The sequence below is a fragment of the Nocardia transvalensis genome, assembly GCF_015477765.1.
GTDB classification, from domain to species: Bacteria; Actinomycetota; Actinomycetes; order Mycobacteriales; family Mycobacteriaceae; genus Nocardia; species Nocardia transvalensis_A.
In genome coordinates, this window is record NZ_JADLQQ010000002.1 from 247,408 (window position 1) to 270,878 (window position 23,471).

The 23,471-nt window shown below is 67.6% G+C and carries 26 protein-coding genes and 1 riboswitch; of the genes, 13 read left to right on the forward strand and 13 right to left on the reverse strand.

The genetic code is table 11. The annotated features are described in order from the left end of the window. The first annotated feature begins 41 nt into the window (after nucleotides 1-41). Nucleotides 42-701, forward strand: coding sequence for a phosphatase PAP2 family protein (locus IU452_RS39125; RefSeq protein ID WP_195107730.1), 660 nt, complete (start codon nucleotides 42-44; stop codon nucleotides 699-701). Here the strand turns inward: IU452_RS39125 and IU452_RS05150 are convergent. Next, complete coding sequence (locus tag IU452_RS05150; RefSeq protein ID WP_324192445.1) at nucleotides 640-1,521, reverse strand: nuclease-related domain-containing protein; 882 nt, start codon at nucleotides 1,519-1,521, stop codon at nucleotides 640-642. The genes IU452_RS39125 and IU452_RS05150 overlap by 62 nt on opposite strands. A gap of 194 nt (nucleotides 1,522-1,715) precedes the next feature. Next, nucleotides 1,716-3,410 carry a GMC oxidoreductase gene (locus IU452_RS05155; RefSeq protein ID WP_195108261.1) on the reverse strand — a complete coding sequence of 565 codons (1,695 nt, stop codon included), beginning with the start codon at nucleotides 3,408-3,410 and terminating at the stop codon, nucleotides 1,716-1,718. Between the two features lie 150 nt (nucleotides 3,411-3,560). On the opposite strand from IU452_RS05155, the gene IU452_RS05160 reads away from it, so the two are divergent. From IU452_RS05160 to IU452_RS05185, 6 genes are all read left to right on the forward strand, one after another. Continuing rightward, nucleotides 3,561-4,190: a CDP-alcohol phosphatidyltransferase family protein gene (locus IU452_RS05160; protein ID WP_195107732.1), complete on the forward strand. Its 630-nt coding sequence runs from the start codon at nucleotides 3,561-3,563 to the stop codon at nucleotides 4,188-4,190. Nucleotides 4,191-4,233: 43 nt separating this feature from the next. Beyond that, nucleotides 4,234-4,632, forward strand: a complete 399-nt coding sequence (gene gcvH / locus IU452_RS05165) for a glycine cleavage system protein GcvH (RefSeq protein WP_195107733.1) — start codon at nucleotides 4,234-4,236, stop codon at nucleotides 4,630-4,632. 169 nt (nucleotides 4,633-4,801) lie between these two features. After that, nucleotides 4,802-5,278: a glycogen accumulation regulator GarA gene (gene garA / locus IU452_RS05170; protein WP_195107734.1), complete on the forward strand. Its 477-nt coding sequence runs from the start codon at nucleotides 4,802-4,804 to the stop codon at nucleotides 5,276-5,278. A gap of 47 nt (nucleotides 5,279-5,325) precedes the next feature. Continuing rightward, nucleotides 5,326-6,099, forward strand: coding sequence for a MerR family transcriptional regulator (locus tag IU452_RS05175; protein WP_195107735.1), 774 nt, complete (start codon nucleotides 5,326-5,328; stop codon nucleotides 6,097-6,099). 53 nt (nucleotides 6,100-6,152) lie between these two features. Then, nucleotides 6,153-6,626 (forward strand): bifunctional nuclease family protein, encoded by a 474-nt coding sequence (locus IU452_RS05180; protein WP_195107736.1) that lies wholly within the window; start codon nucleotides 6,153-6,155, stop codon nucleotides 6,624-6,626. A gap of 142 nt (nucleotides 6,627-6,768) precedes the next feature. Further along, the gene (locus tag IU452_RS05185; RefSeq protein ID WP_324192446.1) at nucleotides 6,769-7,359 is read left to right on the forward strand and encodes a MerR family transcriptional regulator; all 591 of its coding nucleotides are present in this window, start codon (nucleotides 6,769-6,771) and stop codon (nucleotides 7,357-7,359) included. A 6-nt stretch (nucleotides 7,360-7,365) separates the two neighbouring features. Here IU452_RS05185 and IU452_RS05190 read toward each other — a convergent pair whose 3' ends face one another. Then, nucleotides 7,366-7,974, reverse strand: a complete 609-nt coding sequence (locus tag IU452_RS05190) for a TetR/AcrR family transcriptional regulator (protein ID WP_195107738.1) — start codon at nucleotides 7,972-7,974, stop codon at nucleotides 7,366-7,368. Between the two features lie 58 nt (nucleotides 7,975-8,032). Here IU452_RS05190 and IU452_RS05195 point away from each other — a divergent pair, with 58 nt between their 5' ends. The 3 genes from IU452_RS05195 to IU452_RS05205 all read left to right on the forward strand — a co-directional run bounded on the left by IU452_RS05195 (nucleotide 8,033) and on the right by IU452_RS05205 (nucleotide 13,570). Next, nucleotides 8,033-9,394, forward strand: coding sequence for a M14 family zinc carboxypeptidase (locus tag IU452_RS05195; RefSeq protein ID WP_195107739.1), 1,362 nt, complete (start codon nucleotides 8,033-8,035; stop codon nucleotides 9,392-9,394). A gap of 88 nt (nucleotides 9,395-9,482) precedes the next feature. After that, nucleotides 9,483-9,578, forward strand: a riboswitch (glycine riboswitch). Nucleotides 9,579-9,751: 173 nt separating this feature from the next. Beyond that, the gene (gene gcvP, locus IU452_RS05200; RefSeq protein WP_195107740.1) at nucleotides 9,752-12,565 is read left to right on the forward strand and encodes an aminomethyl-transferring glycine dehydrogenase; all 2,814 of its coding nucleotides are present in this window, start codon (nucleotides 9,752-9,754) and stop codon (nucleotides 12,563-12,565) included. Nucleotides 12,566-12,604: 39 nt separating this feature from the next. Further along, a complete protein-coding gene (locus IU452_RS05205) occupies nucleotides 12,605-13,570 on the forward strand; it encodes an FAD-dependent oxidoreductase (RefSeq protein ID WP_195107741.1) in 966 nt (321 codons plus the stop codon). Nucleotides 13,571-13,594: 24 nt separating this feature from the next. Here IU452_RS05205 and IU452_RS05210 read toward each other — a convergent pair whose 3' ends face one another. Beyond that, entirely contained in the window at nucleotides 13,595-14,377 is a 783-nt protein-coding gene (locus IU452_RS05210; protein ID WP_195107742.1) for a DUF899 domain-containing protein, read from the reverse strand. 153 nt (nucleotides 14,378-14,530) lie between these two features. Between IU452_RS05210 and IU452_RS05215 the strand changes: the two genes are divergently transcribed. Continuing rightward, nucleotides 14,531-15,181 (forward strand): class I SAM-dependent methyltransferase, encoded by a 651-nt coding sequence (locus IU452_RS05215; RefSeq protein ID WP_324192447.1) that lies wholly within the window; start codon nucleotides 14,531-14,533, stop codon nucleotides 15,179-15,181. Nucleotides 15,182-15,270: 89 nt separating this feature from the next. On the opposite strand, the gene IU452_RS05220 is transcribed toward IU452_RS05215, so the two are convergent. Then, nucleotides 15,271-15,858 carry a TetR family transcriptional regulator gene (locus tag IU452_RS05220; RefSeq protein ID WP_195107743.1) on the reverse strand — a complete coding sequence of 196 codons (588 nt, stop codon included), beginning with the start codon at nucleotides 15,856-15,858 and terminating at the stop codon, nucleotides 15,271-15,273. 134 nt (nucleotides 15,859-15,992) lie between these two features. Between IU452_RS05220 and IU452_RS05225 the strand changes: the two genes are divergently transcribed. Beyond that, entirely contained in the window at nucleotides 15,993-16,370 is a 378-nt protein-coding gene (locus IU452_RS05225; RefSeq protein WP_195107744.1) for a hypothetical protein, read from the forward strand. Here IU452_RS05225 and IU452_RS05230 read toward each other — a convergent pair. From IU452_RS05230 to IU452_RS05265, 8 genes are all read right to left on the reverse strand, one after another. Continuing rightward, nucleotides 16,367-16,678, reverse strand: coding sequence for an antibiotic biosynthesis monooxygenase family protein (locus tag IU452_RS05230; RefSeq protein ID WP_195107745.1), 312 nt, complete (start codon nucleotides 16,676-16,678; stop codon nucleotides 16,367-16,369). The genes IU452_RS05225 and IU452_RS05230 overlap by 4 nt on opposite strands. 33 nt (nucleotides 16,679-16,711) lie before the next feature. Further along, a complete protein-coding gene (locus tag IU452_RS05235; RefSeq protein ID WP_195107746.1) occupies nucleotides 16,712-17,356 on the reverse strand; it encodes an HD domain-containing protein in 645 nt (214 codons plus the stop codon). A gap of 88 nt (nucleotides 17,357-17,444) precedes the next feature. Next, nucleotides 17,445-18,407 (reverse strand): GlxA family transcriptional regulator, encoded by a 963-nt coding sequence (locus IU452_RS05240; RefSeq protein WP_195107747.1) that lies wholly within the window; start codon nucleotides 18,405-18,407, stop codon nucleotides 17,445-17,447. 116 nt (nucleotides 18,408-18,523) lie between these two features. Next, on the reverse strand, nucleotides 18,524-18,829 hold the full coding sequence (locus IU452_RS05245; protein ID WP_195107748.1) for a GIY-YIG nuclease family protein: 306 nt from the start codon (nucleotides 18,827-18,829) through the stop codon (nucleotides 18,524-18,526). A gap of 30 nt (nucleotides 18,830-18,859) precedes the next feature. Continuing rightward, nucleotides 18,860-20,533: a VWA domain-containing protein gene (locus tag IU452_RS05250; protein WP_195107749.1), complete on the reverse strand. Its 1,674-nt coding sequence runs from the start codon at nucleotides 20,531-20,533 to the stop codon at nucleotides 18,860-18,862. A gap of 155 nt (nucleotides 20,534-20,688) precedes the next feature. Next, nucleotides 20,689-20,949 (reverse strand): WhiB family transcriptional regulator, encoded by a 261-nt coding sequence (locus IU452_RS05255; RefSeq protein ID WP_195107750.1) that lies wholly within the window; start codon nucleotides 20,947-20,949, stop codon nucleotides 20,689-20,691. Between the two features lie 26 nt (nucleotides 20,950-20,975). Continuing rightward, nucleotides 20,976-21,521: an HNH endonuclease gene (locus IU452_RS05260; protein WP_195107751.1), complete on the reverse strand. Its 546-nt coding sequence runs from the start codon at nucleotides 21,519-21,521 to the stop codon at nucleotides 20,976-20,978. Nucleotides 21,522-21,931: 410 nt separating this feature from the next. Continuing rightward, nucleotides 21,932-22,912, reverse strand: a complete 981-nt coding sequence (locus tag IU452_RS05265) for an alpha/beta hydrolase family esterase (RefSeq protein ID WP_195107752.1) — start codon at nucleotides 22,910-22,912, stop codon at nucleotides 21,932-21,934. 209 nt (nucleotides 22,913-23,121) lie between these two features. Here IU452_RS05265 and IU452_RS05270 point away from each other — a divergent pair, with 209 nt between their 5' ends. Further along, on the forward strand, nucleotides 23,122-23,433 hold the full coding sequence (locus IU452_RS05270) for a DUF3349 domain-containing protein (protein ID WP_195107753.1): 312 nt from the start codon (nucleotides 23,122-23,124) through the stop codon (nucleotides 23,431-23,433). The last annotated feature ends 38 nt before the right edge of the window (nucleotides 23,434-23,471 follow it).

A 23,471-nucleotide genomic window follows, 5' to 3' on the forward strand; every position in this document is an offset into this window, starting at 1 on the left:
CCGGGGCACCGGTTGGTAGGCCGGGTGGTTAGGGTCGAGGGGTGGAGAGAGTGGTCGATGGTGGGGTTGGGCGGCGGGTCGCGTTCGTGGTGGCGGTGGTTGCCGGGGTGTTGGTGACGGTGTTGGTGCCGTTGGGGTTTCCGGGGGATGGCGGGGCGACGGGGTTCGATCGGGTGGTGGGGGAGTGGGTGCACGGGGCGTTGGATGCGCATCCGGGGGTGTATCGGGCGTTGGTGGTGCCCAGTAATGGCTATGTGCTGTTGCCGCTGTTGGTGGTGGGGGCGGTGTGGTATGCCGGGCGGCGGCAGTGGTGGGTTGTCGGGTTTCTGCTCGTGGCACCGGAATTCGTGGTCGCGGTCAACACGTGGGGACTGAAGCCGTTGTGGCATCGGCATTTACACGACTATCTGGCCTATCCCAGTGGGCATACCGTGCATTTCGTCGCCATCGCAACGGCTTTCGTGCTGGTGGCCGCCGAGACACGGACGCGGGTGATCGAGGTGAGCGTCGCGGTTGTCGTGCTGGCCGGGGTCGCGGTGGGCATGGTCGGGCTCGGGTACCACTATCCGACCGATGTCATGGGCGGGAGCGCGGCGGCCGTCGCCCTGATCGTGGCGATCTACGCGGTGCTGGGGGAGATCAAGGGGCGTAGGTCAGCAGCACCGCCAGCACGAACCACAGCACCCACGCGCACGCGATGAGCATGCCCAGCGCGAGGGTGATGCGCATGAACGCCCGCCCCATATCGATGCCGTCGGACTGTTTCGGATACAGCTGCCACGGGCTGTACCACGGCATGCGGATGGCGCCCAGCGGCCCGCGGCCGGACTGCTCGGCCTGCGCCAATTCCTCCATATAGGCCTCGGCTTGGGCCTGCTGCGGACCGCCGTACCAGAGCGTGGTGTCCACCGGGCCGCCGAAACCCTCGCGCACCAGATCCTGCGGAGCGGGAAGATACGGCAGGATGCCCAGCCCGCGGAACGACATCGCCACGTCGTTGACCGTCCACTGGGCGCGCCCCTGCGAGGCGAGGGTGTTCAGATAGTCGGCGAGTCGCTTCTGATCGTCGCCGATCAACACCTGGAAGCTGGGGTCGTTCCACAGCTGCCGGACCTTCAGGGTGACCCCGTGTGGCGGCACCACCAGTACCGCCCCGTGCACCACGCGCTGCCCGAGCCCACGCTCGGCCAGCCAGCTCTGCAGGGCGAAGGTGTGTTCGCGCGACTTGTCCAGCGGCGTGCGGCGGTCGCCGCCCTCGAGCGTCACCACCTGGCTGCCCACCCGCCAGGGACCGTTGAGCGGCACCTCGAGTTCCCCGCTCACCCGCTCCACCAGCGCCTCGGCCTCGAGCACCACGCAGCTGCTCGGCGTCCAGATCACCGCATCGAACTGATGCAGCCGATCGGCATAGAACAGGCTGCAGTTCACCGTGGCCACGCCGCGCGGGTCCCCCGCCCCTTTCCAGGTGCGCAACCAGTCGATCAGCACCCGCTCGGCCAGGCTGCCGGCGGCGTTCTGCACCCGCACCAGCATTGCGCACCCGCCCTTCCCATCGACACTCGCTACCCGAAAGCATAAGCGGGCGCACCGGTTCGAGCGGGTATCCGCCACCCCGGCGTGCCCGCCAAGCCTCGGCGTGACCTCGTTCCTGGTCCTGCCGGGTGCCGCTGTCACCTCATTTCCTGGTCCCGGCACGCTTTTCGCCGGGACCAGGATCATGCGGTGGGCACTGCCGGGTCGGCCGGGGTGATCGGTAGCCGGAGCGCGCCCGGGGCGTAGTCCGGGACGGTCGGGTGGTTCGGGGCGACCGGGTGGATTCGGCGGTAGGGGTGGCCGAGTTCGGGGCGGGGGTCGGGCTCGCCCTTGTTGGGCCAGAAGGCCATGGCGCGTTCGGCTTGGGCGGTGATGGTGAGGGAGGGGTTCACGCCCAGGTTGGCGGTGACCGCCGAGCCGTCGGCGATATGCAGGCCGGGGTGGCCGAATACGCGCTGATACGGGTCGACCACGCCGCTTTCCGGGCCCTCACCGATCACACAGCCACCGATGTAGTGCGCGGTCGCGGGGATATTGAACACCTCCATGATCAGGCCGTGCACATCGCCGTTGACCTTCTGCCCGAAGCGGCGCCCGACGTCGTGCGCGAGCGGAATCCACGTCGGGTTGGGCTGTCCGGTGCCCTGCCGTGTCTTCAGCTGCCCCCAGCGGCGGAACGAGGTCAGCGAGTTGTCCAGCGACTGCATCACCAGCAGGATCACCGACTTCTCCGAGGCGCGGCGGGCATTGAGGCTGCGCAGGAACACCAGCGGATGCAGCACGATGCCCAGCAGGAACCGCAGGAACCGGAACGCGCCGCCGTCCACGATCGGCGCCGACAGCGGGAACAGCGCATTCTGCCCCTTGCCGTAATGGCACACCTCGATATGGGTATCGGGCTCGGGATGAATGGAGGAGGTGATGGCGATCCCCTCGGCGAAATCGGTCCGCTCCCGGCTCATCACATTGAGAATCGCCTCGGAATTGCTGCGGGTGAGTTCCCCGAGCCGCGGCGACAGATGTGGCAGCACCTGCTCGTCGCGCATCTTGTGCAGCAGTTTCTGCGTGCCCAGCGCGGCCGCTGCGAACACCACCTGCTCGGCGGTAAAAGTCTTGCGCTGCTTGCGAACCCAGCGATCGGAGCGAACCGTCTCGATGGCGTAGCCGCCCTTGACCATGGGCCGCACCTTGGTCGCGGTGGTCAGCTCGAACACCTTCGCCCCGGCCTGTTCGGCCAGATAGAGATAGTTGGTCGGCGTGGTGTTCTTGGCATTGTGCGGGCAGCCGGTGAAGCAGCGCGCGCAGTGGATACAGCCGCTGCGCCGCGGACCCGCCCCGCCGAAGTAGGGATCGTCCACTTCCGCACCCGGATTGTCCTCATTGAAGAACACGCCCACATTGGTCGGATGGAAGGTGTCGCCGACACCCATATCGTCGGCGATGGATCGGATCACCTCGTCGGCCGGGGTCATCCGCGGATTCGGCGCCACTCCGAGCATGCGCTTGGCCTGGTCGTAATAGGGCGCCAGCTCGCTGCGCCAGTCCGTGATGTGCGCCCACTGCCGATCCCGATAGAAGTTCGGCAGCGGCTCATAGAGAGTATTGCCATAGATCAGCGAGCCCCCGCCCACCCCGGAGGCCGAGAACACCGCGCACTTGCCGAGCACGCTGATCCGCTGCGGCCCGGTCAGCCCCAGTCGCGGCGCCCAAATCGACTTGCGCACATTCCAATTCGTCTTCGGAATGGCCTCGGCGGGCCAGCGGCGGCCGGATTCGAGCACGGCCACCCGGTAGCCCTTCTCGGTCAGCCGCAGCGCGCTCACGCTCCCGCCGAATCCGGAGCCGATCACCACCACGTCGTAGTCGAAGTCGGGCATGGCCTTCCTCTCCTCCACCGCACAACACTGAAACGATTTCTGACTCATTGTGTCATCCGGGAGTGACGGCGCCCACCCCGGTGCTGAACATATCCTGCCGTCTGCGGCAGCTACGGCGTGCCCGAATGGCGGTGTCCGGTCGATTCGGGTATGCAACAGGCTGTGACCACCGAACCGGCCGACAGCCGCACCGATCGCATCCTCACCGTGCCGAATGCGCTGAGCGTGCTGCGGTTGATCGGCGTGCCGGTCTTCCTGTGGTTGCTGCTGATCGAGCGGGCCGACGGCTGGGCGTTCGCGCTGTTGATCGCCAGCGGCGTCTCCGACTTCCTGGACGGCAAACTGGCCCGCCTGCTGGACCAGTCCTCCCGGCTGGGTGCGTTGCTGGATCCGTTCGTGGACCGGCTCTACGTGATCACCACCCTGCTGGGATTCCTGGTGCGCGGCATCCTGCCGTGGCCGGTCGTCGTGATCTTGATCGCTCGTGACGCCGTCCTGACCGCCGTCCTGCCGATCTACCGCCGCCGCAACCTGCCCCCGCCGGAGGTGATCTACCTCGGCAAGGCCGCCACCTTCGCGCTGATGTCGGCGCTGCCGTGGCTGCTGGCTGGGCAGATGGACTGGGCGGCGGCAGGTTTCGGCCGGGCCTTCGGCTGGGCACTGTTGATCTGGGGTGCGACGGTCTACGTCTGGACCGGGGTGCTGTACCTCGGGAAGGCCCTGGCCGTCGCCCGCGCCATACCGGCTGTCCCGCACAACAGCAGGCAGCCGATACAGTGAGCACGTTGCGAGAGAGAAATAGCCCTGTGAAAGGACTGCGCCTGTGACCGACCTTCCGGAGGATCTGCGGTACACCGAGGAGCACGAGTGGGTGCGCCGGGTCGGTCCGACCCGCGTGCAGGTCGGCATCACCGACTATGCCCAGTCACAGCTCGGTGACGTCGTCTTTGTGCAGCTGCCCGCGGTCGATACCGAGGTCGCGGCCGGAGACGGCATCGCGGAGGTCGAATCCACCAAGAGCGTCTCCGATATCTATGCGCCGCTGAGCGCGAAAGTCGTTGCGGTGAACGAGAATCTGGATTCCGCACCGGAGACTCTCAACAGCGACCCATATGGTGAGGGCTGGATGTTCGAGCTGGAGGTCGACGACGCCGCCGCGCTGGACTCGACACTCGGTGAACTGCTCGATGCCGCAGGTTATCAAGGAGTTATCGGGGGCTGAACCCGCCTTCACAGTTCTACCTGCACGGGATCGCCCTGGCAGGGTACGGTCAATGCCAACAGATGTGCCGGCGGCCGGTGCCGGAATCTCCAAGGGCGCGACAGCCGGTCGCGTTGGGTGACGGCTTCGGATGCTTGTACGGATAATCGGTTCGAGGAGGAGAGCAAGGGTGAGCGAGAACAAAGACCCGGGTTACGGGGAGAGCGCGGCCGAGACCACATCGGTATTCCGCGCTGACTTCCTCAACGAGGTCGACGCGTCGCGCACCGGTGAGCAGACCGGCGAGCAGCCGGTGCAAGGGGTCGAGGGCCTGCCTCCAGGGGCCGCCCTGTTGGTGGTCAAGCGTGGCCCGAATGCGGGCTCGCGGTTTTTGCTGGATCAGCCCACCACCTCTGCGGGGCGCCACCCCGACAGCGACATCTTTCTCGACGATGTCACCGTCTCCCGTCGCCACGCGGAGTTCCGGCAGGACGACGACACCTTCCAGGTCGTGGACGTGGGCAGTCTGAACGGCACCTACGTCAATCGCGAGCCGGTGGATTCCTCGGAGCTGCAGAACGGTGACGAGGTGCAGATCGGCAAGTTCCGGCTGGTGTTCCTGACCGGCCCGCGACCCGCCCAGAACGACGCGGCGGGCGCTCTATAGCAGGCCGGGGCGAGATGACAGGCGCAGCGCAGTGGACCCGCGGAGGAATGTCGATCGGCTCCGTGCTGGACCTGCTGCGTCCGGACTTCCCGGACATCACCATCTCCAAGATCCGCTTCCTCGAATCGGAGGGGCTGATCAGCCCGGAGCGCACGCCCTCGGGTTATCGCCGGTTCTCGGTCGCCGACGTGGAACGGCTGCGGTTCATCCTGACCGCGCAGCGCGACCAGTACCTGCCGCTGAAGGTGATCAAGGAACAACTCGAGGCGATCGACAGTGGTGCCGCGACGCTCGGAGTGCGCGAGGCGCGCGCCCGGGCCGACGGCTCCGGTGCGGACGGATCGGGGCGTGCGCCCGAGTCCGGCCGCACCGGCAATGGGCTCACTCCGCCCCGGAGGCTCGGCGTGGTTCCCGGTGAGATCTCGCCGGACGAGCTGCGCTTCGATCACGAAATCCGTATCACCCGAACGGATCTGCTCGAGCAAGCCGGGATAGATGAGAAGTTCCTCACCGAACTGATCCGCGCCAATCTGATCACCCCTGGCGCGGCGGGGTTTTTCGATGCCGAGGCGGTCACGCTGGCGCGTACCGCCAAGGCGCTCAGTGAATTCGGTTTGGAGGCACGGCATCTACGCGCCTTCAAACTGGCCGCCGATCGTGAGGCCGCGATGGTCGCCCAGATTGCCGCCCCGATCGCCAAGGGGCGCGACGCCGACGCGCGCGCCCGGGCCGAGGAGACGGTGCGCGAGCTCGCCGCGCTGTCGTTGACGCTGCATACCAGTCTGGTGAAGACGTCGGTGCGCGCTGCCCTCGGCGGCTGAAATCATCGCCTAGACTCGGTGATACGGCCAGCGAGCGCCAGCGAGGTGGAGTCATGAGTGAGATGCGTGTGATCGGCATCCGTGTCGAGCAGCCCCAGAACCAGCCTGTGCTGCTGCTCCGCGAGGTGTCCGGGGATCGGTACCTGCCCATCTGGATAGGGCAGGCCGAGGCGACTGCGATCGTCCTGGAGCAGGAGGGTGTCACGCCCATCCGCCCGCTGACGCACGACCTGATCAAGATCCTGATCCACGAGCTCGGGCACACCCTCAAGGAGGTCCGGATCGTGGATCTGCAGGAGGGCACCTTCTACGCCGACCTGGTGTTCGAGAACGATCTGCGGATCTCGGCCCGGCCGTCGGACTCGGTAGCCATCGCCTTGCGGGTGGGTTGCCCCATCTATGCCGAGGAGCCGGTGCTCGAGGAGGCCGGGCTGGTCATGCCCGACGAGCGCGAGGACGAGGTCGAGAAGTTCAAGGAATTCCTCGAGTCGGTGTCGCCGGACGACTTCAAGGCGACGGATAGTTAGGTATTCAACCTCACGTAGAGGTCGAGAAACACGCCGCTCACGGAGTTTGGTCGCAGGGCTGTGCTGCCGAGACAATCGAGGGAGTAACCTCGATAGTTAGGCCGTTGTTGTACTTCGGCGAAGCAGTGAGGGGAGTTGTCAGGTGGGAGACCAACCACGGCAGACAGAATCTGGTGCGCGGCCCCCCGCGGTGGTGCAGCCAGGGCTGTTCCCCGATGACACCGTCCCCGACGATCTGGTGGGTTATCGGGTTCCGAGTGCGTGCCAGGTGGCGGGGATCACCTATCGCCAGCTCGACTACTGGGCCCGGACCGGCCTGGTCGTCCCGTCGATCCGCAGCGCCTCCGGATCGGGCAGCCAGCGGCTGTACTCCTTCAAGGACATCTTGGTTCTCAAGATCGTCAAGCGCCTGCTCGACGCGGGCATCTCGCTGCAGAACATCCGGATCGCCGTCGACCATCTGCGCAGCCGCGGGGTCGAGGATCTGGCGGGCATCACCCTGTTCTCCGACGGCACCACCGTCTACGAGTGCACCTCACCGGAAGAGGTCGTCGATTTACTGCAGGGCGGACAGGGCGTGTTCGGCATCGCCGTCAGCGGCGCCATGCGCGAGCTGACCGGCGCCATCGCCAACTTTCCCGCCGAGCGCGCCGAGGCCCACTCGGCCAGCGACCGCCCGGAGGACGAGCTGGCCTATCGCCGCAAGGCGCGGATGAGCCGCAAGACCGGCTGACCGACGTCAGTCGATGAGCGCGGTCAACGCGATCACGCAGTCGACCACATAGTCCCGGTCGACATTCGTGCCACCGAGGATCGCATGCTGTGCGAAGCCCTTGACGAGGGTGTCGACGGCCGGTGCCAGGCGGGCGGCCTGGTCTTTCGTCGTTCGTCGGTGCCCCGCTCCCGAACCGATGCGGTGGTCGGTGAGTAATTCGATCAGGACCGGAAGTCCTTGGGGGACTTCCGAGTCGATGTGCGCCAGCAGTTTCGGGTCGCGGATGGCGGCAGCCATCGCCGCCAGCTCGAAGGCGAACAGTTCGTGCGCACGCCCCTCGGCCGCCGAACCGAGCACCGTCGAGGTGTAGCGGCGCAGCACCTCGGTCAGGTCGAGCTGCGGATCGGACAGCGGCGTCAGCGTTTCGCGGAACTGCTCGATCAGTTGTTTCCACGCCGCGACGAGCAGATCCTTCTTTCCGCCGAAGTTGGAGTAGACCGCGCCGGTCGTCAGTCCCGCACGTTCGGCGATATCGCCCAGCTTGGCGGCCTGATAGCCGCGCTCGCCGATCTCGGCGATCGCCGCCGCGATGAGGGCTTGCCGGTTGCTCTCCCGAATCTGCGCGCGTCGCATGCCACTGATGATAATCTCGTTACGCGAATAATTTGATTATCTGAAATGAGGCAGGGCGATGAACCGCGTGGACGAGATCGACGAGATCATCGGGTCGGTAGGGCGAGTGGACGGGTTCCCGACGGTGGATGAACTCGACCACTTCGTCGACGAACTCGCCGCGGCGCATCCGGCACGGGTGATGGTCACCGAGATCGGCCGGTCCCGGGCGGGCGCCCCGATCCGCGAGGTGTGCATCGGATCGGGCGAGCGGCACATCGTGGTGCTCGGCAATCCCCATCCGAACGAACCCATCGGCATGGCCACGATCCGCCATCTCCTCGGCCGGTTCGCCGAGGACGAAACGCGAACCCTCGGTGCCGCATGGCATTTCGTGCCCTGCGTCGACCCGGACGGCACCCGGCTCAACGAAGGGTGGTTCGCCGGACCGCTGACCCGGACCGGCGTCGCGCGCGCGTTCTATCGTCCGCCGAAGGACGAGCAGCCGGAGTGGTGTTTCCCGACCACCTGGCGTGGTCTCGAGGTGGGGACCCCCATGCCGGAAACCCGGGCGCTGATGACGCTGATCGATCGCACCCGCCCCGCCCTGATCGCCTCGCTGCACAATGGCGATTTCGGCGGTGGCTTCTTCTACTGCTCCGGTGGGGATCCCGATTACTGGTCGGCCTTGATCGAGCGCCTCACCGACGCGGACGTGCCCATCCACCGCGGCGAGCCCGACGCGCCGGGCGCCCGATTGCTGACCCCGGGGGTGTTCGAACTCCCGAGTTTCGCCCAACTCGCGGACGCCATGGCCGCGGCTGGTGCGCATGATCCGGTGACGGCGGCGGTCAGCGGGGGAGGCAGCCTGGACTACGCGGCACCGTACGGCAGTGCGGGGCTGGTCTGTGAGCTGCCGCTGTGGGTCGATGCGCGAGTGCACGACGACTCGATCGGGGAACGCTCGATCGGTGAGGTCATGCGCGCGGCGGCCGCGGCGCACCGGGAACTCGCCGAGGTGATCGAGGAGGTCTTGGGGCGGATTGCCGGTCGTTCGAGTGGACGCAGCCCGTTCGAGCGCGCGGTACGGGACATGCGGGTGGGCCTCGAGGACATCGCGGCGGGCAAGGCTGCGTGGGATGTCACCGACCGTCCGGCGACCCGGGGCGAGATCTTCACCGAGGAGTACGTCTGGACCAGCATCATCCGGCTGCGGGCCGGTGGCATGCTGATACGCCTTCTCGACGACGAGATCGGCCGCGATGCGTCGCCGGAGCTGGTGGCCGAGCGGAATCGATTCGGTGCGATCTTCGATCGATGGTGTGCCGAGGTGGAACGGGACGCGCCGGGGGAGTGCGTTCCGCTGGACCGCCTGGTGTCGATCCAGGCGGCGGCCATAGCCATCGCGGCCCGCCGGCTCCGCGACGGGCTGCCCGTCTGACGGTGAGGGCCCGTGATGTGCGCGACACGGGAACCGTCGGGTCGGTAACACGCCGTTCATCGGGTACGCCTTAGACTGGCGATTGCGTCGCCGCCGTGCGGGAGAGTTCCGGGTTCCGGCCCGGGCGCCGAAGGAGCAGCACCTCCCCGTCAATCTCTCAGGCACCAGGGACCGTACGGACTTTCGGCGCCTCTGGAAAGAGGTGGCCGCACACAGTGCGGACCACCCGCCCATGGGGAAAGGGATCCCGCCCGTGCGGGACCTGAATCTCTCAGGCGCCACGACAGAGGGGGAGGGCCCGACGTCGTCGATCGTGCCGTGCGTGCGGTCGACCCGCCCGAACCCCAGGGAGCTGCCGTGACCCGTTCCTTCGCCGACCGCCACATCGGACCCGACTCCGCCGCCCTCGAGCGGATCCTCGACACCGTCGGCGTCGCGACACTGGACGATCTGGCCGAGCGTGCCGTCCCGGCGAGCATCCTCGACGATTCCGCCGTCAACGGCCTGTGCGCGCTGCCCGCGCCCGCCTCCGAGCACGAGGTGCTCAACGAGCTTGCCGCGCTGGCTCATTCGAATACCGTCGCCACCTCGATGATCGGCCTGGGCTACTACGACACGCTGACCCCGCCGGTGCTGGTGCGCAATCTGCTGGAGAATCCGGCCTGGTACACCGCCTACACCCCGTATCAGCCCGAGATCAGCCAGGGCCGCCTCGAGGCGCTGCTCAACTTCCAGACCATGGTGTCGGATCTGACCGGAATGGAGGTCGCCAACGCGTCCATGCTGGACGAGGCGACCGCGGCCGCCGAGGCGATGACGCTGCTGCAGCGCGCCAATCGGGCCTCGAAGTCGAACCGGCTGCTGATCGACACCGATCTGTTCCCGCAGACGCGCACCGTGCTGTTCACCCGGGCCGAGCCGCTGGGCATCGAGATCGTGGAGGCCGACCTCGGCTCCGGCGCCCTGCCCGCCGGTGATTTCTTCGGTGTGCTGGTGCAGGTGCCCGGCGCCTCGGGCCGGATCGTGGACTGGACCGAGCTGATTGCCGCCGCCCACGAGCGGGGCGCCCTGGTTGCCGCGGGTGCCGACCTGCTGGCGGCCACGCTCATCACGCCGCCGGGGGAGCAGGGTGCCGACGTCTGTTTCGGAACCACCCAGCGCTTCGGCGTGCCGCTCGGTTTCGGCGGCCCGCACGCCGGTTATCTGGCGGTGCGCACCGCCCATGCCCGTCAGCTGCCCGGCCGCCTGGTCGGCGTGTCGGTCGACGCCGACGGCCAGCGCGCCTACCGGCTGGCGCTGCAGACCCGCGAGCAGCACATCCGCCGCGAGAAGGCGACCTCCAACATCTGCACCGCGCAGGTGCTGCTGGCCATCGTGGCCGCCATGTACGCCAGCTATCACGGTGCCGACGGTCTGCGCGCGATCGCCCGCCGGGTGCATCGCCACGCCGAGAAGCTGGCGGCCGGGCTCGGGGAAGCTGTTGTGCACGAACGGTTCTTCGACACCGTGCTGGTGCATGTGCCCGGTGGCGCGGAGGCCGTGGTGGCCAAGGCGAAGGGCCGGGGGATCAACCTGCGGCTGGTCGACTCCGACCATGTGGCGGTGGCGTGCGACGAGGCGACCACCGACGCCCATGTGGCGATCGTGCTGGACAGCTTCGGCGCCGATGGAATTCCGGATGAGGCGAAGCTGCCTTCGATCGAGACGCGGACCTCGGAGTACCTGACCCATCCCGCCTTCACCCGCTACCACACCGAGACCGCCATGCTGCGGTATCTGCGGCAGCTGTCCGACAAGGACATCGCCTTGGACCGCAGCATGATTCCGCTCGGGTCGTGCACCATGAAGCTGAATGCGACGGCGGAGATGGAGCCCATCACCTGGCCGGGCTTCTCGCGCCTGCACCCGTACGCGCCGATCGAGGACGTGCCCGGCCTGCTGCAGGTGATCGAGGATCTCGAGGCGTGGCTGTCGGCCATCACCGGATACGACCGCGTGAGCCTGCAGCCCAATGCAGGCAGCCAGGGCGAGTACGCGGGACTGCTGGCCATCCGGCGCTATCACCTGGATCGTGGTGACACGCACCGGGATACGTGCCTGATCCCGTCCAGCGCGCACGGCACCAATGCGGCGTCGGCGGCGATGGCGGGGCTGCGGGTCGAGGTGGTCAAGTGCCGGGAGAACGGCGACGTCGACCTCGACGACCTGCGGGCCAAGATCGCCGACCACGCCGACCGGCTGGCCTGCATCATGATCACCTATCCGTCCACCCACGGTGTGTACGAGCACGAGGTCGCCGAGCTGTGCGCGCTGGTGCACGATGCCGGCGGGCAGGTGTACGTGGACGGTGCGAATCTGAATGCGCTTGTCGGACTTGCCCGTCCGGGCCGGTTCGGCGGTGACGTCTCGCATCTGAACCTGCACAAGACGTTCTGCATTCCGCACGGCGGAGGCGGTCCGGGTGTCGGGCCGGTCGCGGTGCGCGAGCATCTGGCGAAGTACCTGCCCGGCGATCCGCTGGAATCCGGCTCGCACGCGGTGTCGGCGGCGAAGTACGGTTCGGCCTCGATCCTGCCGATCACCTGGGCCTACATCCGCATGATGGGCGCCGAGGGGCTGCGCCACGCCACGCTGACGGCCATCGCATCGGCCAACTACATTGCGCGGCGGCTGGATCCGCATTTCCCGGTGCTCTACACCGGAGAGAACGCCATGGTCGCCCACGAGTGCATCCTGGATCTGCGCGAGATCACCAAGCGCACCGGCGTCACCGTCGACGATGTGGCGAAGCGGCTGGCCGACTACGGTTTCCACGCGCCGACCATGAGCTTCCCGGTCGCGGGCACCCTCATGGTGGAGCCGACCGAAAGCGAAAACCTCGAAGAGCTCGATGCTTTCATCGACGCCATGATCGCCATCAAGGCCGAGATCGACGAGGTGGCCGCGGGCACGTGGCCCGTCGAGAACAGTCCGCTGCGCGGCGCTCCCCACACCGCCGCCAGCCTCGTCGGTGAGTGGTCGCATCCCTACACGCGCGAAACCGCCGTCTACCCCTTGGGTCTCACCTCCGCGCGGCCGAAGGTCTGGCCCGCCGTGCGCCGCATCGACGGCGCATACGGCGACCGCAACCTGGTCTGCTCCTGCCCGCCGCTGGAGGCCTACGCCGACTGAGCCGTACCTGTTGGGCCGGATGACGAGGAGGGGATCACCGTGACGGATGGGTCGTCGGTTTCGGATGTTCTGGTGCTCGGTGCGGGCGTGATCGGTTTGACCACCGCGATCGCCCTCGCCGAGTCCGGTCGCAGCGTCCTCGTCTGGACCGAGAGCGATCCGGCGGAGACGACTTCGGCTGTGGCGGGGGCGATTTGGGGCCGCGGCAGTGGAGCACTCGGTCCGGTGGAGAAGGTCGGCGCATGGGCCGCGCACACCCGGACCGAACTGCTCGCCCACGCCGAGGATCCCGATACCGGCGTCCGAGTGGTGACCGGGTTGGAGGCCACTCGCGCGAGCGAGTGGACGGCGGAGACGCACCTCGGCTCGGTGCGGCGCTGCGCCGCGGCGGACCTCCCTCCCGGCTACCGCGACGGCCGGTGGCTGACCGCGCCGATAGTGGATATGCCGCGCTATCTGGCCTATCTCACCCGGCGGTGCGCTGCGGCGGGCGTTCGGTTCGAACGCCGTCGCGTCGCCGCCCTGGCCGAGACCACCGCAGTGGCCCCGATCGTGGTGAACTGCACCGGATCGGCCGCGCGCTTCCTCGTCCCGGACCCGGACCTGTCTCCGGTACGAGGACAGCACGTGGTCGTGGCCAACCCCGGCATAGACGGCTTCTTCCTCGAACAACACACCGAATCGACGTGGACGGCGTTCTTCCCCCACGGCGACCGTGTCGTCCTGGGCGGCACCGCCGAACCCGGCGTATGGGATCGGCGCCCGGACCCCACCACCGCCACCGCGATCATCACCCGATGCGCCCACATCGATCCTCGTCTGGCCGAGGCCCCCGTCCTCGCCCACCTCGTCGGCCTACGCCCCCAACGCCCTTCCGTCCGAGTAGAACTCGACCACATCAACAACCACACCATCGTCCACAACTACGGCCACGGCGGCCTGGGAGTAACCCTGTCCTGGGGCTGTGCCCGCGAGGTCACCACTCTGCTCGACAGCCGAACCTGATCCGACAGGGAAGGTTCTGGTGCGTCAGCGGTGGTGACCGTGGCGGCCCAGGGTCTGCACGGGGGGTGCGCCGGGGCGGGTCCATTGCGGGACCGGGCGGCTGGTTGGGCCCCAGGTGGCGTTGCCGTCCGCGTCCGAGCGCCAGGACCAGCATGAGCTGCCTCCCTCGGGCCAGCCCTCGGGGTTGTCCTCCCACGCCTCGCCGCGGCCGTAGGGTGTCATGTCGAGCAGGCCCAAGGAACCGTTGACGCGCTCGTTGCCACGGCTGGTCGTGGAGTAGGTGAGGAACACGCGGTCGCCGTCGCGCAGGTAGCAGGTGATGTAACCCATGTCGCCGCCGGCCGGTCCGTCCACGTCGCGCACGGAGTACCAGGGCTGGGTGTAGCCCATGAACTCGACGTAGGAGGCCACCTCGTCCCGACGACCCGTGGTCAGGATGGCGAACGAGACGCCGCGGGCGTTGAGGTAGACGGCGTCTTTCAGGTGCCAGGCCGTGGTGGTGCAGCCCTCGCACTGCCCCTGGTGCGGCGCGCCGTCGTACCACATGTGCTTGTAGACCACGAGCTCGTCGCGGCCCTGGAACAGGTCCAGGAACGGGACCCGGCCGTCGGGTCCGACGACCTCGACCGTCCCGTCGAACTCCACCATCGGCAGCCGGCGCCGCGCCGCGGCAAGGGCGTCGCCCTCGCGGGTGTGGGCCTTCTCGCGGACCAGGAGCTCGTCACGGGCGGTCTGCCAGGTGGCCAGGTCGACGATGGGTGGGCGGCCGGGCAGCACAGTGGTCGGGTCGTTCGGCGTGGTAGTCATGGTGTCCTCCGCGGTATCTCGTGCCGGGCAGCGTCCTACGACGCCCTACAACGGTCACCAGTACAGACTCCCGACCCGACCGAAACTCATCGCGGCAGGTGCGCCTCGGCCGAGCCTGTACCGAAACATCGTGCCTTGCTGCAGGATGTCGATGTGACAGTGTTCCTGGACGACGCGCGCCTGGAGCAGACCGCAGTGGTGGCGAACTCCGCAATGAACCGCGAGCGCGGATTGGCCGCCTATCGGCGCGAACTCGGCTTCGATCCGGTGGCCTGGCTGGCGGCACGCTCGACACCGCAGCGGTGGCTGGATGTCGGATGTGGTAGCGGCCGTGCGCTTTTCGAAGCGTCCGGAGTCCTGGCCGGGCAGGTCCAGATCATCGGCTTGGATCTCGTGGGCTACTTCGGCGGGCCTGCTACCGCCGGCGTCGACCTGGTCACCGGGTCGGTGTTGACGTGGGCCCCGGATGTGCCTGTGGATCTCATCACCTCCGTTCACGTCTTGCATTACGTCGGCGACAAACTCGCCGCGCTGACACGGATGGCATCCTGGCTCACCGGGGACGGGCAGTTCGTAGCCAACTTCGACGCCGCTTCGGTACGGTGGGCCGACGGCGCGCCGATCGGTAGGCGATTGACTAGCGCGCTACGCCACAATGGATTCCGCTACGACGCCAGGAACCATCGGATCACCCGTACCGGACCGGGGCTTCCCCGCTGGGAATTCCGGTATCTCGGTGCTGACGACCACGCTGGACCGAACTACACCGGACAAGACGCTGTCACCGCACATTACGACCGCTGACAACCGCGGGAACGGTCGACATTCTGTGAGATCGCCAGGGCCGAATGGGATTACAGCTGGGAGTGGCCGGCTCGGGCGGTGGCCGTCTGTCAGGAGGTGGGGCCGGAGAGGATGCGGCGGGCGGCTTCGACGGCGATGATGCGGTGATGTGCCAGGGCGGCAGCGGGATTCCGATCCTTGTCAGCGAGTTCGTGCAGTACCGGTGAGGCGTCGCGCCAGGCGTCGGCGAGGGCGTAGAGCAATGCGAGCAGATCAACAGCGGGGATGCTGTCATCCACTGTGCCCGCCCGCTGCGCGGTTTCGATGGAGGCGACGTTGCGCTGGTGTATTTCCGTGTGGACGATCGCGGCCACCCGTGCCGAGCGCTCCAACCGGTCCCACCGCAGCAGTCGCCCGTGCTCGGGGTGTGCCACATTGTGGTCGAACAGCCGGCCGACGCTGCCGGGCAGATCGTCGACATCGAGCTCGACGGCCTGCACGGTCTGGGTCAGCAGCCGATGCAGCACGGTTTCGAACAGTTTCTCCTTGTCACCGAAGTATCGGTAGATCAGCTGCTTGTTCGCACCGGCCGCCGCCGCGATCCGCTCCACGCGGGCGCCCGCGATGCCGTGGGCGGCGAACTCGGCGGTGGCGGCATCCAGCAAACGGGTGCGGGTGGCCGTCGAATCGGGTGGCATAGCTGCGAGTTTACCGTCTGTAACCAACTGGTTGTTGACAGACGCGGCGATACGGAGAAGCATCGTTAGCAACAGGTTGGCTATCCAATCCTGGTCATCCTGTTCCGGCCACTTCACCGCAGGAGGAGGACGCCATGCCGAAGGTATCCAAGAAGAGCGCGGCCGAGGTCGACGACGGCGGCGTGCTGGTCGATCGACACGAGGAGATCGAGGGCTACACGGTCGACTTCTTCCACTACCGGCAGGGAGTGGACGAATCACCCTTAATGCAGGGATTACCGGGCGATAGCTGCCCCTGTCCGCACTGGGGATACGTCCTCAAGGGCAGGATGCGCTACCGGTTTGCCGATCACGAGGAGATCTGCGAGCAAGGCGACGCGTTCTATGTGGGACCGGGCCATGTTCCCGTCTCCGATGACGACACCGAAATCCTCGTCTTCAGCCCGACCGAGGAGTTCCTGCGGGTCAAAGAGCACGCGACGAAAAAGCTGCAGCAAATGAGCGGCGCCTAACGGGCGACTTGCGCGACGATGCGGTAGAGGGCGGGATTAGCGCTCGCTGTTTTCCGGGCTTCCGCGACGGAGGCGGTGACCGTCGGGTGTCCGCCGGCGGCTTCGCAGGCCTCGGCGCTGTCCCAGTGCGCGACGTTGACGAGTTGGAACCGTGCGTTCGGCAGCAGCGCGCGGTGTAGCCGTGCGTCGCGGAAACCGGGCGCCGTGGCCATGATGGCCACCCGTGCGTGCCATTGCTCGATGAAGCCGTCGACTTCTTCGGCGGGTAGTTCGATGGCGTTGATGAAAGTGACACCGTGGTCGGTCATGAGGACTCCTGTCCGTGGTGGGGAGAGGTCGGTTCAGTCGTTCCAGCCGCTCGCGGCGATGATGTCTGCCCAGGTGGGGACCAGTTCCGGGTGACTGAGCCGCACGACCTCGCCGGTCAGCGATCCCGGCAGGGCCTTGCGTGGATTCGCCACGGCCTGTTCCTCGACGCGGCGGGTCAACGCGCGGATACCGCCCAGCCGCGGGTACGCCGCGTGCACCCGGTCGGCGTAACCGCCGGGGAGCATCTGCGCGCTGCCGCCGATATCGATGCCGATTCCGTCCACGGCGATCCAGATGGCGGCCGGACGCCGCCGCCGGTAGACAGGTGAACTGCTGAGGCCGGTCGTGTGGGCGGCGATGGCATCCCAGACGATGTCCACGCGTTCGTCGGTGATTCCCTGCGATTCCAGGAATTCCGCGGCGTAGTCGGCTCCGTCGACCTCGAACCGCTGATCGCCGTCGGCGGCGTCGGCCAGGCCGATGTCGTGTAGGGCGCAGATGAGAAACATGACCTCTTCGTCGTAGTCCGCACCGGCGTGCAGGCCCTGGGAATCCGCGAGGGCACGCGCGAACAGGAACGAGCGCAGGCTGTGATTGCGCAGCGGCGCATCCAGTTCGCTGTCGATCAGCGCGCCGGCCGCTCGTGCCAGCGGGGTGTCGGGCAGGTCCGGTGACATCGTGAATCTCCTTGTGGCGAGGGTGAACAGGCGCGTCGCTCGTTGCGGCGCGGACGGATAGGAACCGCTCAGGATCGCGAGTTGCGGACTACGCCGAAGCGGCGGTGGAGGTGGACCGGAACCGGTCCCGGTAATCGGAGGGTGCGAGTCCGAGTCGGCGGTGGAATGCGCGGCGCAGCGATTCGGCGGATCCGAAACCACACCGGCGCGCGATCGTGTCGATCGAGTCTCCCTCGGCCAGCGCGCGTTGAGCCGCTTCGACGCGGACCTGCTCGATGTAGGCGCCGGGCGGAGTGCCGAGTTCGGCGGTGAAACGGCGCTGCAGATGGCGCGGGCTCAGCCCCGACCGGGCGGCGAGATCACCGATGCTGTGCCGGGCGCCCGGGTCGGCGTGGATCGCCGCGACCGCGACACGAATCGGATCGGTGGACGGCTGCACCCGCCACAGTGCGGTGCTGAACTGCGACTGCCCGCCCGGCCGGCGCAGGAACATCACGAGGTAACGCGCGCAGGTGAGGGCGGTCTCGCGTCCCTGGTCCTCCTCGACCAGCGCCAGTGCCAGGTCGATGCCGGCGGTCACGCCGGCGGAGGACCAGACGTGGCCGTCGCGGAGGAAGATCGGTTCACGATCCACGGTGACAGCGGGGTACTCGCGCGCCAATTGGTCGGCATACGCCCAATGGGTGGCGACCCGGCGTCCATCCAATACGCCCGCCGCGGCCAGGAGAAATGCGCCGGTGCACACCGAGGCGGTCCGCCGGGCGTGCCCCGCCGCGGCGGTGAGCCAGTCCATCAGCCGCTCATCCGTCCTCGCGTCGTCGATGCCGGGGCCGCCGACGATCACCAGGGTGTCCACGGTGGCCGGGTCGACTGCGTCCACGCCGGATTCGGCCCCGATCACCAGGCCGCTGTCGCAGCGCACGACGCCCGCCCGCGTCGCCACGACCTGGCACTGATAGCCCCCGGTCCCCTGAAAGACCTCGTGTGGTCCGAGGAGGTCGAGGGCCTGGAAGCCGTCGAAGATCACGAACACGACGCGTCGCTGCTGCACGAGTCAACCCTCCAGCAGCACACCGAGCGGCGTCAACGACATACATCCCACAGATCACGCCATGCGCACCGTCGATTCCACTGCGGCCCACGGCGATCCGCTGTCGCTGGAATGTCCTACAGCAACGTCGGATAGAGGTCTTCCCACGTGGGGTTGGTGGCCTCTATCAGGTGGATCTTTCGTTCGCGGCGCCATGTTTTGAGGCGCTTCTCGTGGAGGTAGGCGGCTTCCAGCGTTCCGGCAGTCTGGTACCAGACGAGGGTGTGGACGCGGAAGCACTTGGTGAAGCTCTCCACGACGTCGTTCTTGTGCTGCCACACCCGGCCGAGGAGATTGCTCGTCGCGCCTATGTAGAGCACGCCGTGCGGGTGACTGGCCAGGATGTACACGCACGGTGGTGGCTGCCACGGTCTCCTCCCCATGCAGGCATGGTGGCACAGGGGGCCGACAGGTCAGGGTGTGGTGAGGGCCTTGTTCATGGCGGTGCCGAAGGTGAGGTTGTCGGAGCTGGCGACTCGGGTGTAGGTGCCGCCGGTCTTCTGGGCCAGGGTTTGGAGGCTGGTAGTGCCTTGGCCGCCTATGACGATGATGTCGATGCGGACGGGGTGGGCGGGGTCGGTGGCGGCGGTGATATCGGAGATGAGCTGGTCGCCGGTGATGTCGGAGTCGTCGTTGGGGCCCGCGGTGACCAAGAGGACGGAATTGGTTCGGCCCGCGGCGTATTCGTCGACCGCGCTGCGGTAGGCGGCCTCGAGGGCGGGGTAGGTGCGGTCGGTGCGGGAGCTGGTGGGGGTGACGCCGGACAGGGACTTGACCACGTCGGTGCGGTGCTGCTGGGTGAGCGCCGCGGTGGGGGCGAGGATCTTGTAGGGCTTGGTGCCGTCGAGATCGCGCGAGTAGGTCCAGACACCGAGGCCGAAATCCGGGGGCATCGTATCCATCGTGGACTGCAGCGCGCCGAGGGTGTTGCCCAGGCGGGTGAGCGGACCGTCGGTGGTGCCCATCGCCGCGGAGGTGTCGATCAGCACGGTCGCCTGCACGCCGAGCACCGGATTGGCCAGCACCGAACGCACCTGGTCGAGAACCGATTTGCTCGGCACCGCGGCCGCGGTCCCGGGTGCCGGGCCGAAACCGTTGTCGGCGAACAACTTCTGCTGATCGGGGGCGCGCAGATAGTCGGTGAACACGCCCGCGAGCAGGTTCTGGGTCTTGTCCACCCACGAGCCGGTCAGCATCGCCGCGGGGTGGTCGGCCACCGGAGCCGAACCGGCGGGGCGGTATTCGGCCACGCCGCCCTTGGCCTTCAATTGCTGTTCGGTTACCGCCACGGCGTGAATGGGCGCCTTGGCCGGATCGCCCGCGCCCGCGAGGGCATCGAGCGCCGCGGCCGTATCGCCGGCCTGCGGTGCGTCGGCGGCAAGCCGGGAAATCGCCGAGACCACCTGGCCGGAGCGGGCGGCCTCGTCGGTGAGCGGATCCGCGCTGGACAGGGATGCGCCGACGGCGGCGGCCGCGGCGAGGGTGTTGTCGCCGGTCGGCACCGCCAGGCGCAGCCCACCCCAGCCGTCCACGCCGATCTCGCTCAGCGAACCCTGTTGCAGCCGAGGCAGATCCGACCAGCCGACCTTCGCCTTCTCCAGGGCCTGGCGCAGTTGATCCGGCACCCCCAGCACGATCGGGCTGACCGCGACCGGAGCCGGGGTGCCCTCCACCAATCCGGGTACGCGCATCGCCTCGATCGATCGCGAGGAATCCGCAATCCACAGCGCCGGTTGCGGTCCCAGCTCGGGACCCCAGGAGCCGGAGGTGAATCCGGCCACCACCGCCGCCGAAGGCTGCACGGTCACCGCGACATTCGCGCAGTGATCGCGCACCTTCGGCTTCGTGGCGTTGTAGCGCTCGGCGGCGGCCCGCACGGGCGCCGCGATATCGGGATCGACGGTGACGGCGAGGGTGGCGGGCCCCTCGACGCATTCGGCGGCCGCGCTGCGGTTCTCGCTGGCGGCATGCCGACTCAGCCAGAACCAGCCGCCCACCGCCGCAACCACCAGCAGCACCGCCACCACGGATATAACCAGACCTTTGCTAACGCCCCGTGACCCGGCCGCGCTGCGATGTGTACCCACGATCTTCCAGTGTAGGTTCACGCGGGATTTGCCGCGTCGTCCAGGTCCCGGCCAAAAGCACGCCGGGACCTGGAGGGTGAGTAAGCCGGGACCTACGGGGTGGGCACGCCGGGACCTACGGGGTGGGCCCGCCGGGACGGCGAGCAGGCGCCCTGTTACTCCCGGATCATCCGGCCGCGGTCGTACTCGTGGCCGCCCCAGACGCCGGACTGGCCGGTGTTGGCGGCGAACTCGCCGCACTGGCGGCGGATCGGGCAGCCCGCGCAGACGCTGCGCGCGTACGCGAAGTCCTGCGACGGGTACGGGAACCACGCGTCGTGGTTCGGGTCGCCCTTGCAGGCGGCCTGCTCCCAGCTCTGCGAGTCCGAGAGCGGGAGCAGATCCACCAGGGTGAGCTCCTGCACTGCGTTCGTCATTCGGATCCCCTCCTTTCTCGGGTCTCTCAGGGGATGGCGGTCAGGTCCTTCCAGATCCGCCGTTGTCGCTCGGCCATGTCGTCGGGCGCCTTGGGCTCCCACAGCAGCCGCATCCCGGCCTCCTCGGGCGTGCGGTCGGCCTTGCGCGTATTGCACGGCCCGCAGGCGGCGATGAGGTTGCTCCACGTGTTCGGCCCGCCCCGGCTGCGCGGGCGGATGTGGTCGACGGTGCGTGCCCAGCCGGCGCAGTATCCGCAGCGGTGGTCGTCGCGGCGAAGCACACCCGCGAGGGTCGCCCGGCTCTCGTCGTGCACCAGCACCCTGTGTTCGAGATAGACGTATCGCCGCAGTCGAATCGTTTCCGGAAGAGCTATTTCCAGATGCTTGGACCGAATCGGGAAATGCGGCTCGCGCACGGCGACGGTTTCGGCCGCGTCGGTGATGAGCAGCACCACCGCCCGGTCCGCATCGATCTCGGTGAGCACCTCGTAGGAGGCGTTGAGCACGAGCACCGCGGTGTGTATCCAGTTGTCGGGAGTGAGGGCCGCGTCGGCGGCACGACGGGACAGCATGGGAGTCACCATGTTTCGTGAAACGGGAAAGAAGACAGGTTGCGGTCGGGTCAGACCCGGCCGAGGAGGCGGCCGGATTCCGAATTGCGGTGCTCGTCGCACGCCGCGGTCCGCATTCGCCGCCCCCGACTCGTAAGTCGCTGGCTCCCAACGTCGTTCATCGACGGGGTGAATATCGGATGCATCGGCCACCTCCTTCCTGGTGCTCGCCGTAGTGCCAGATCCCGGGTGGGATCGGACTGATCATCGCGTTCATGGTGACACAGCGTTACGCCGCTGTCGGGTCATTTTTTCGCCCCGGAAACGACGTGACATTCACAGACGAATCGGAGTATCGGTAGCTTCAACGAGGGTGGGCCGGGATTTGTTCCGGCTCAGTCGATGCCCTGATCGGTGCGGATGAGCACCGATCAGGGCATGGGGTGTGCGGTGAGGTAGTTCCAGATGTGGTTGCGCAGATCCTCGGCGCGCGGGTTGTCGGGGGAGCCGCCCGGCCATTGGTGGGCGACGCCGACCATCACCCGCCACACCTCGGTGATTCCGGCCCTGCAGGGGACGTATTCCCTCGTGGTTCCGAACTGGTCGGTGGACGTGCTGGTCGGTGCTGTCGGGCAGCCGTTGCGCGCCGTCCAGGCCCTGATGTTGTCCGGCCCGATCCCCTCGTCGGTGGAATAGGGGTCGTCCTGGCCTTGGAAGATGCCCACCGCAATGGGACGGCTCGGGGTGCAGGGCGTGGGTACCGTGCTGCCGAAGGCGGTCGGGAAGGTGGGGTCCGCACCCGCCCACGAGCCCACCGCCGCGAAGATATCGGCCGCGTCGCAGGCCATCCGCTGGGCCATGATCGAGCCTTGGGAATGGCCGGTGTTGTACACCCGCTTCGGATCGATGCAGTACTTGCCCGAGATGTCGGCGACGACGTTCTTCAGGTATGCCACGTCGATGGAGTTCTGCTCGACGTACCAGACATTGCCCAGATACGCGAGCCCCGGGACGAGCGGGCCGTCCACCAGGGTCTGGCTGTAGGCGACGATGAAATGGTGTTCGCGCGCGTACGCCGACCACCCCGATCCCCGCTCCATATTCTCGGCATTGGCCAGGAATCCGTGGTTGGCGATCAGCAGCGGAACATCGCCGGACAGTCCGGGCGGAACGTAGAGGTTGTAGGTCCGCGTGGTGGGCACCGCGATCGACCCTGTGAGCGGGCTGCTGATCGTGACGGTGACGGTGCCATCGGTCGGAGCCAACGTGCATCCGGGCTGGGCCTGCGCGGTCATGGTTCCGGCCGCACCGACCACGCCGAAGGTGAGCGCTATCGAGGCGATGGCAGCGCAGAGCCGGGCCACTGCGGCGCGACGCCCTCGTCGATGTGCGTACATGATCACGCTATTCATCTAGCCACACCGATCGGTTTGTTATCTGGATCACCGATAATGGAAATGGGTTCAGAGGTGCGACGTGCGGATATCCGTAGCTACGGCGTGTCGGTCCCGTTCGCTGGCCGGGCGCGGCCGGGTTTGCATGTGAACCGCCCAGCCGGGACGATGACACAGAACTTGGACAACGCTCGAAACCCCGCCGCCGCGAACAGAACTGGAGATCGATGCCGCTATCCGAACTCCTCACCAGGATCGTCGATTGGCTGCGTGCCGGTTATCCGCAGGGCGTGCCCGAGGCGGACTACGTGCCCCTGCTGGCGCTGCTGTCGCGGCGATTGACCCAGGAGGAGGTGCGGCAGGTGGCGTCGGCGCTCGTCGAACAGGGCGCTATTCCGGCCGAACGGGTGGATGCCGGGGTGGTCATCACCAAACTCACCGACGAGATGCCGCGGGAATCGGATCTGGCGCGGGTGCGGGAGCATCTGATCGCGGGCGGGTGGCCGGTCGAGGATGCCTGGCCGAATTCCCGGCCGTGACTTGCCGACGAGCAGGTAGTAGGTCTCCGGCGACAGCA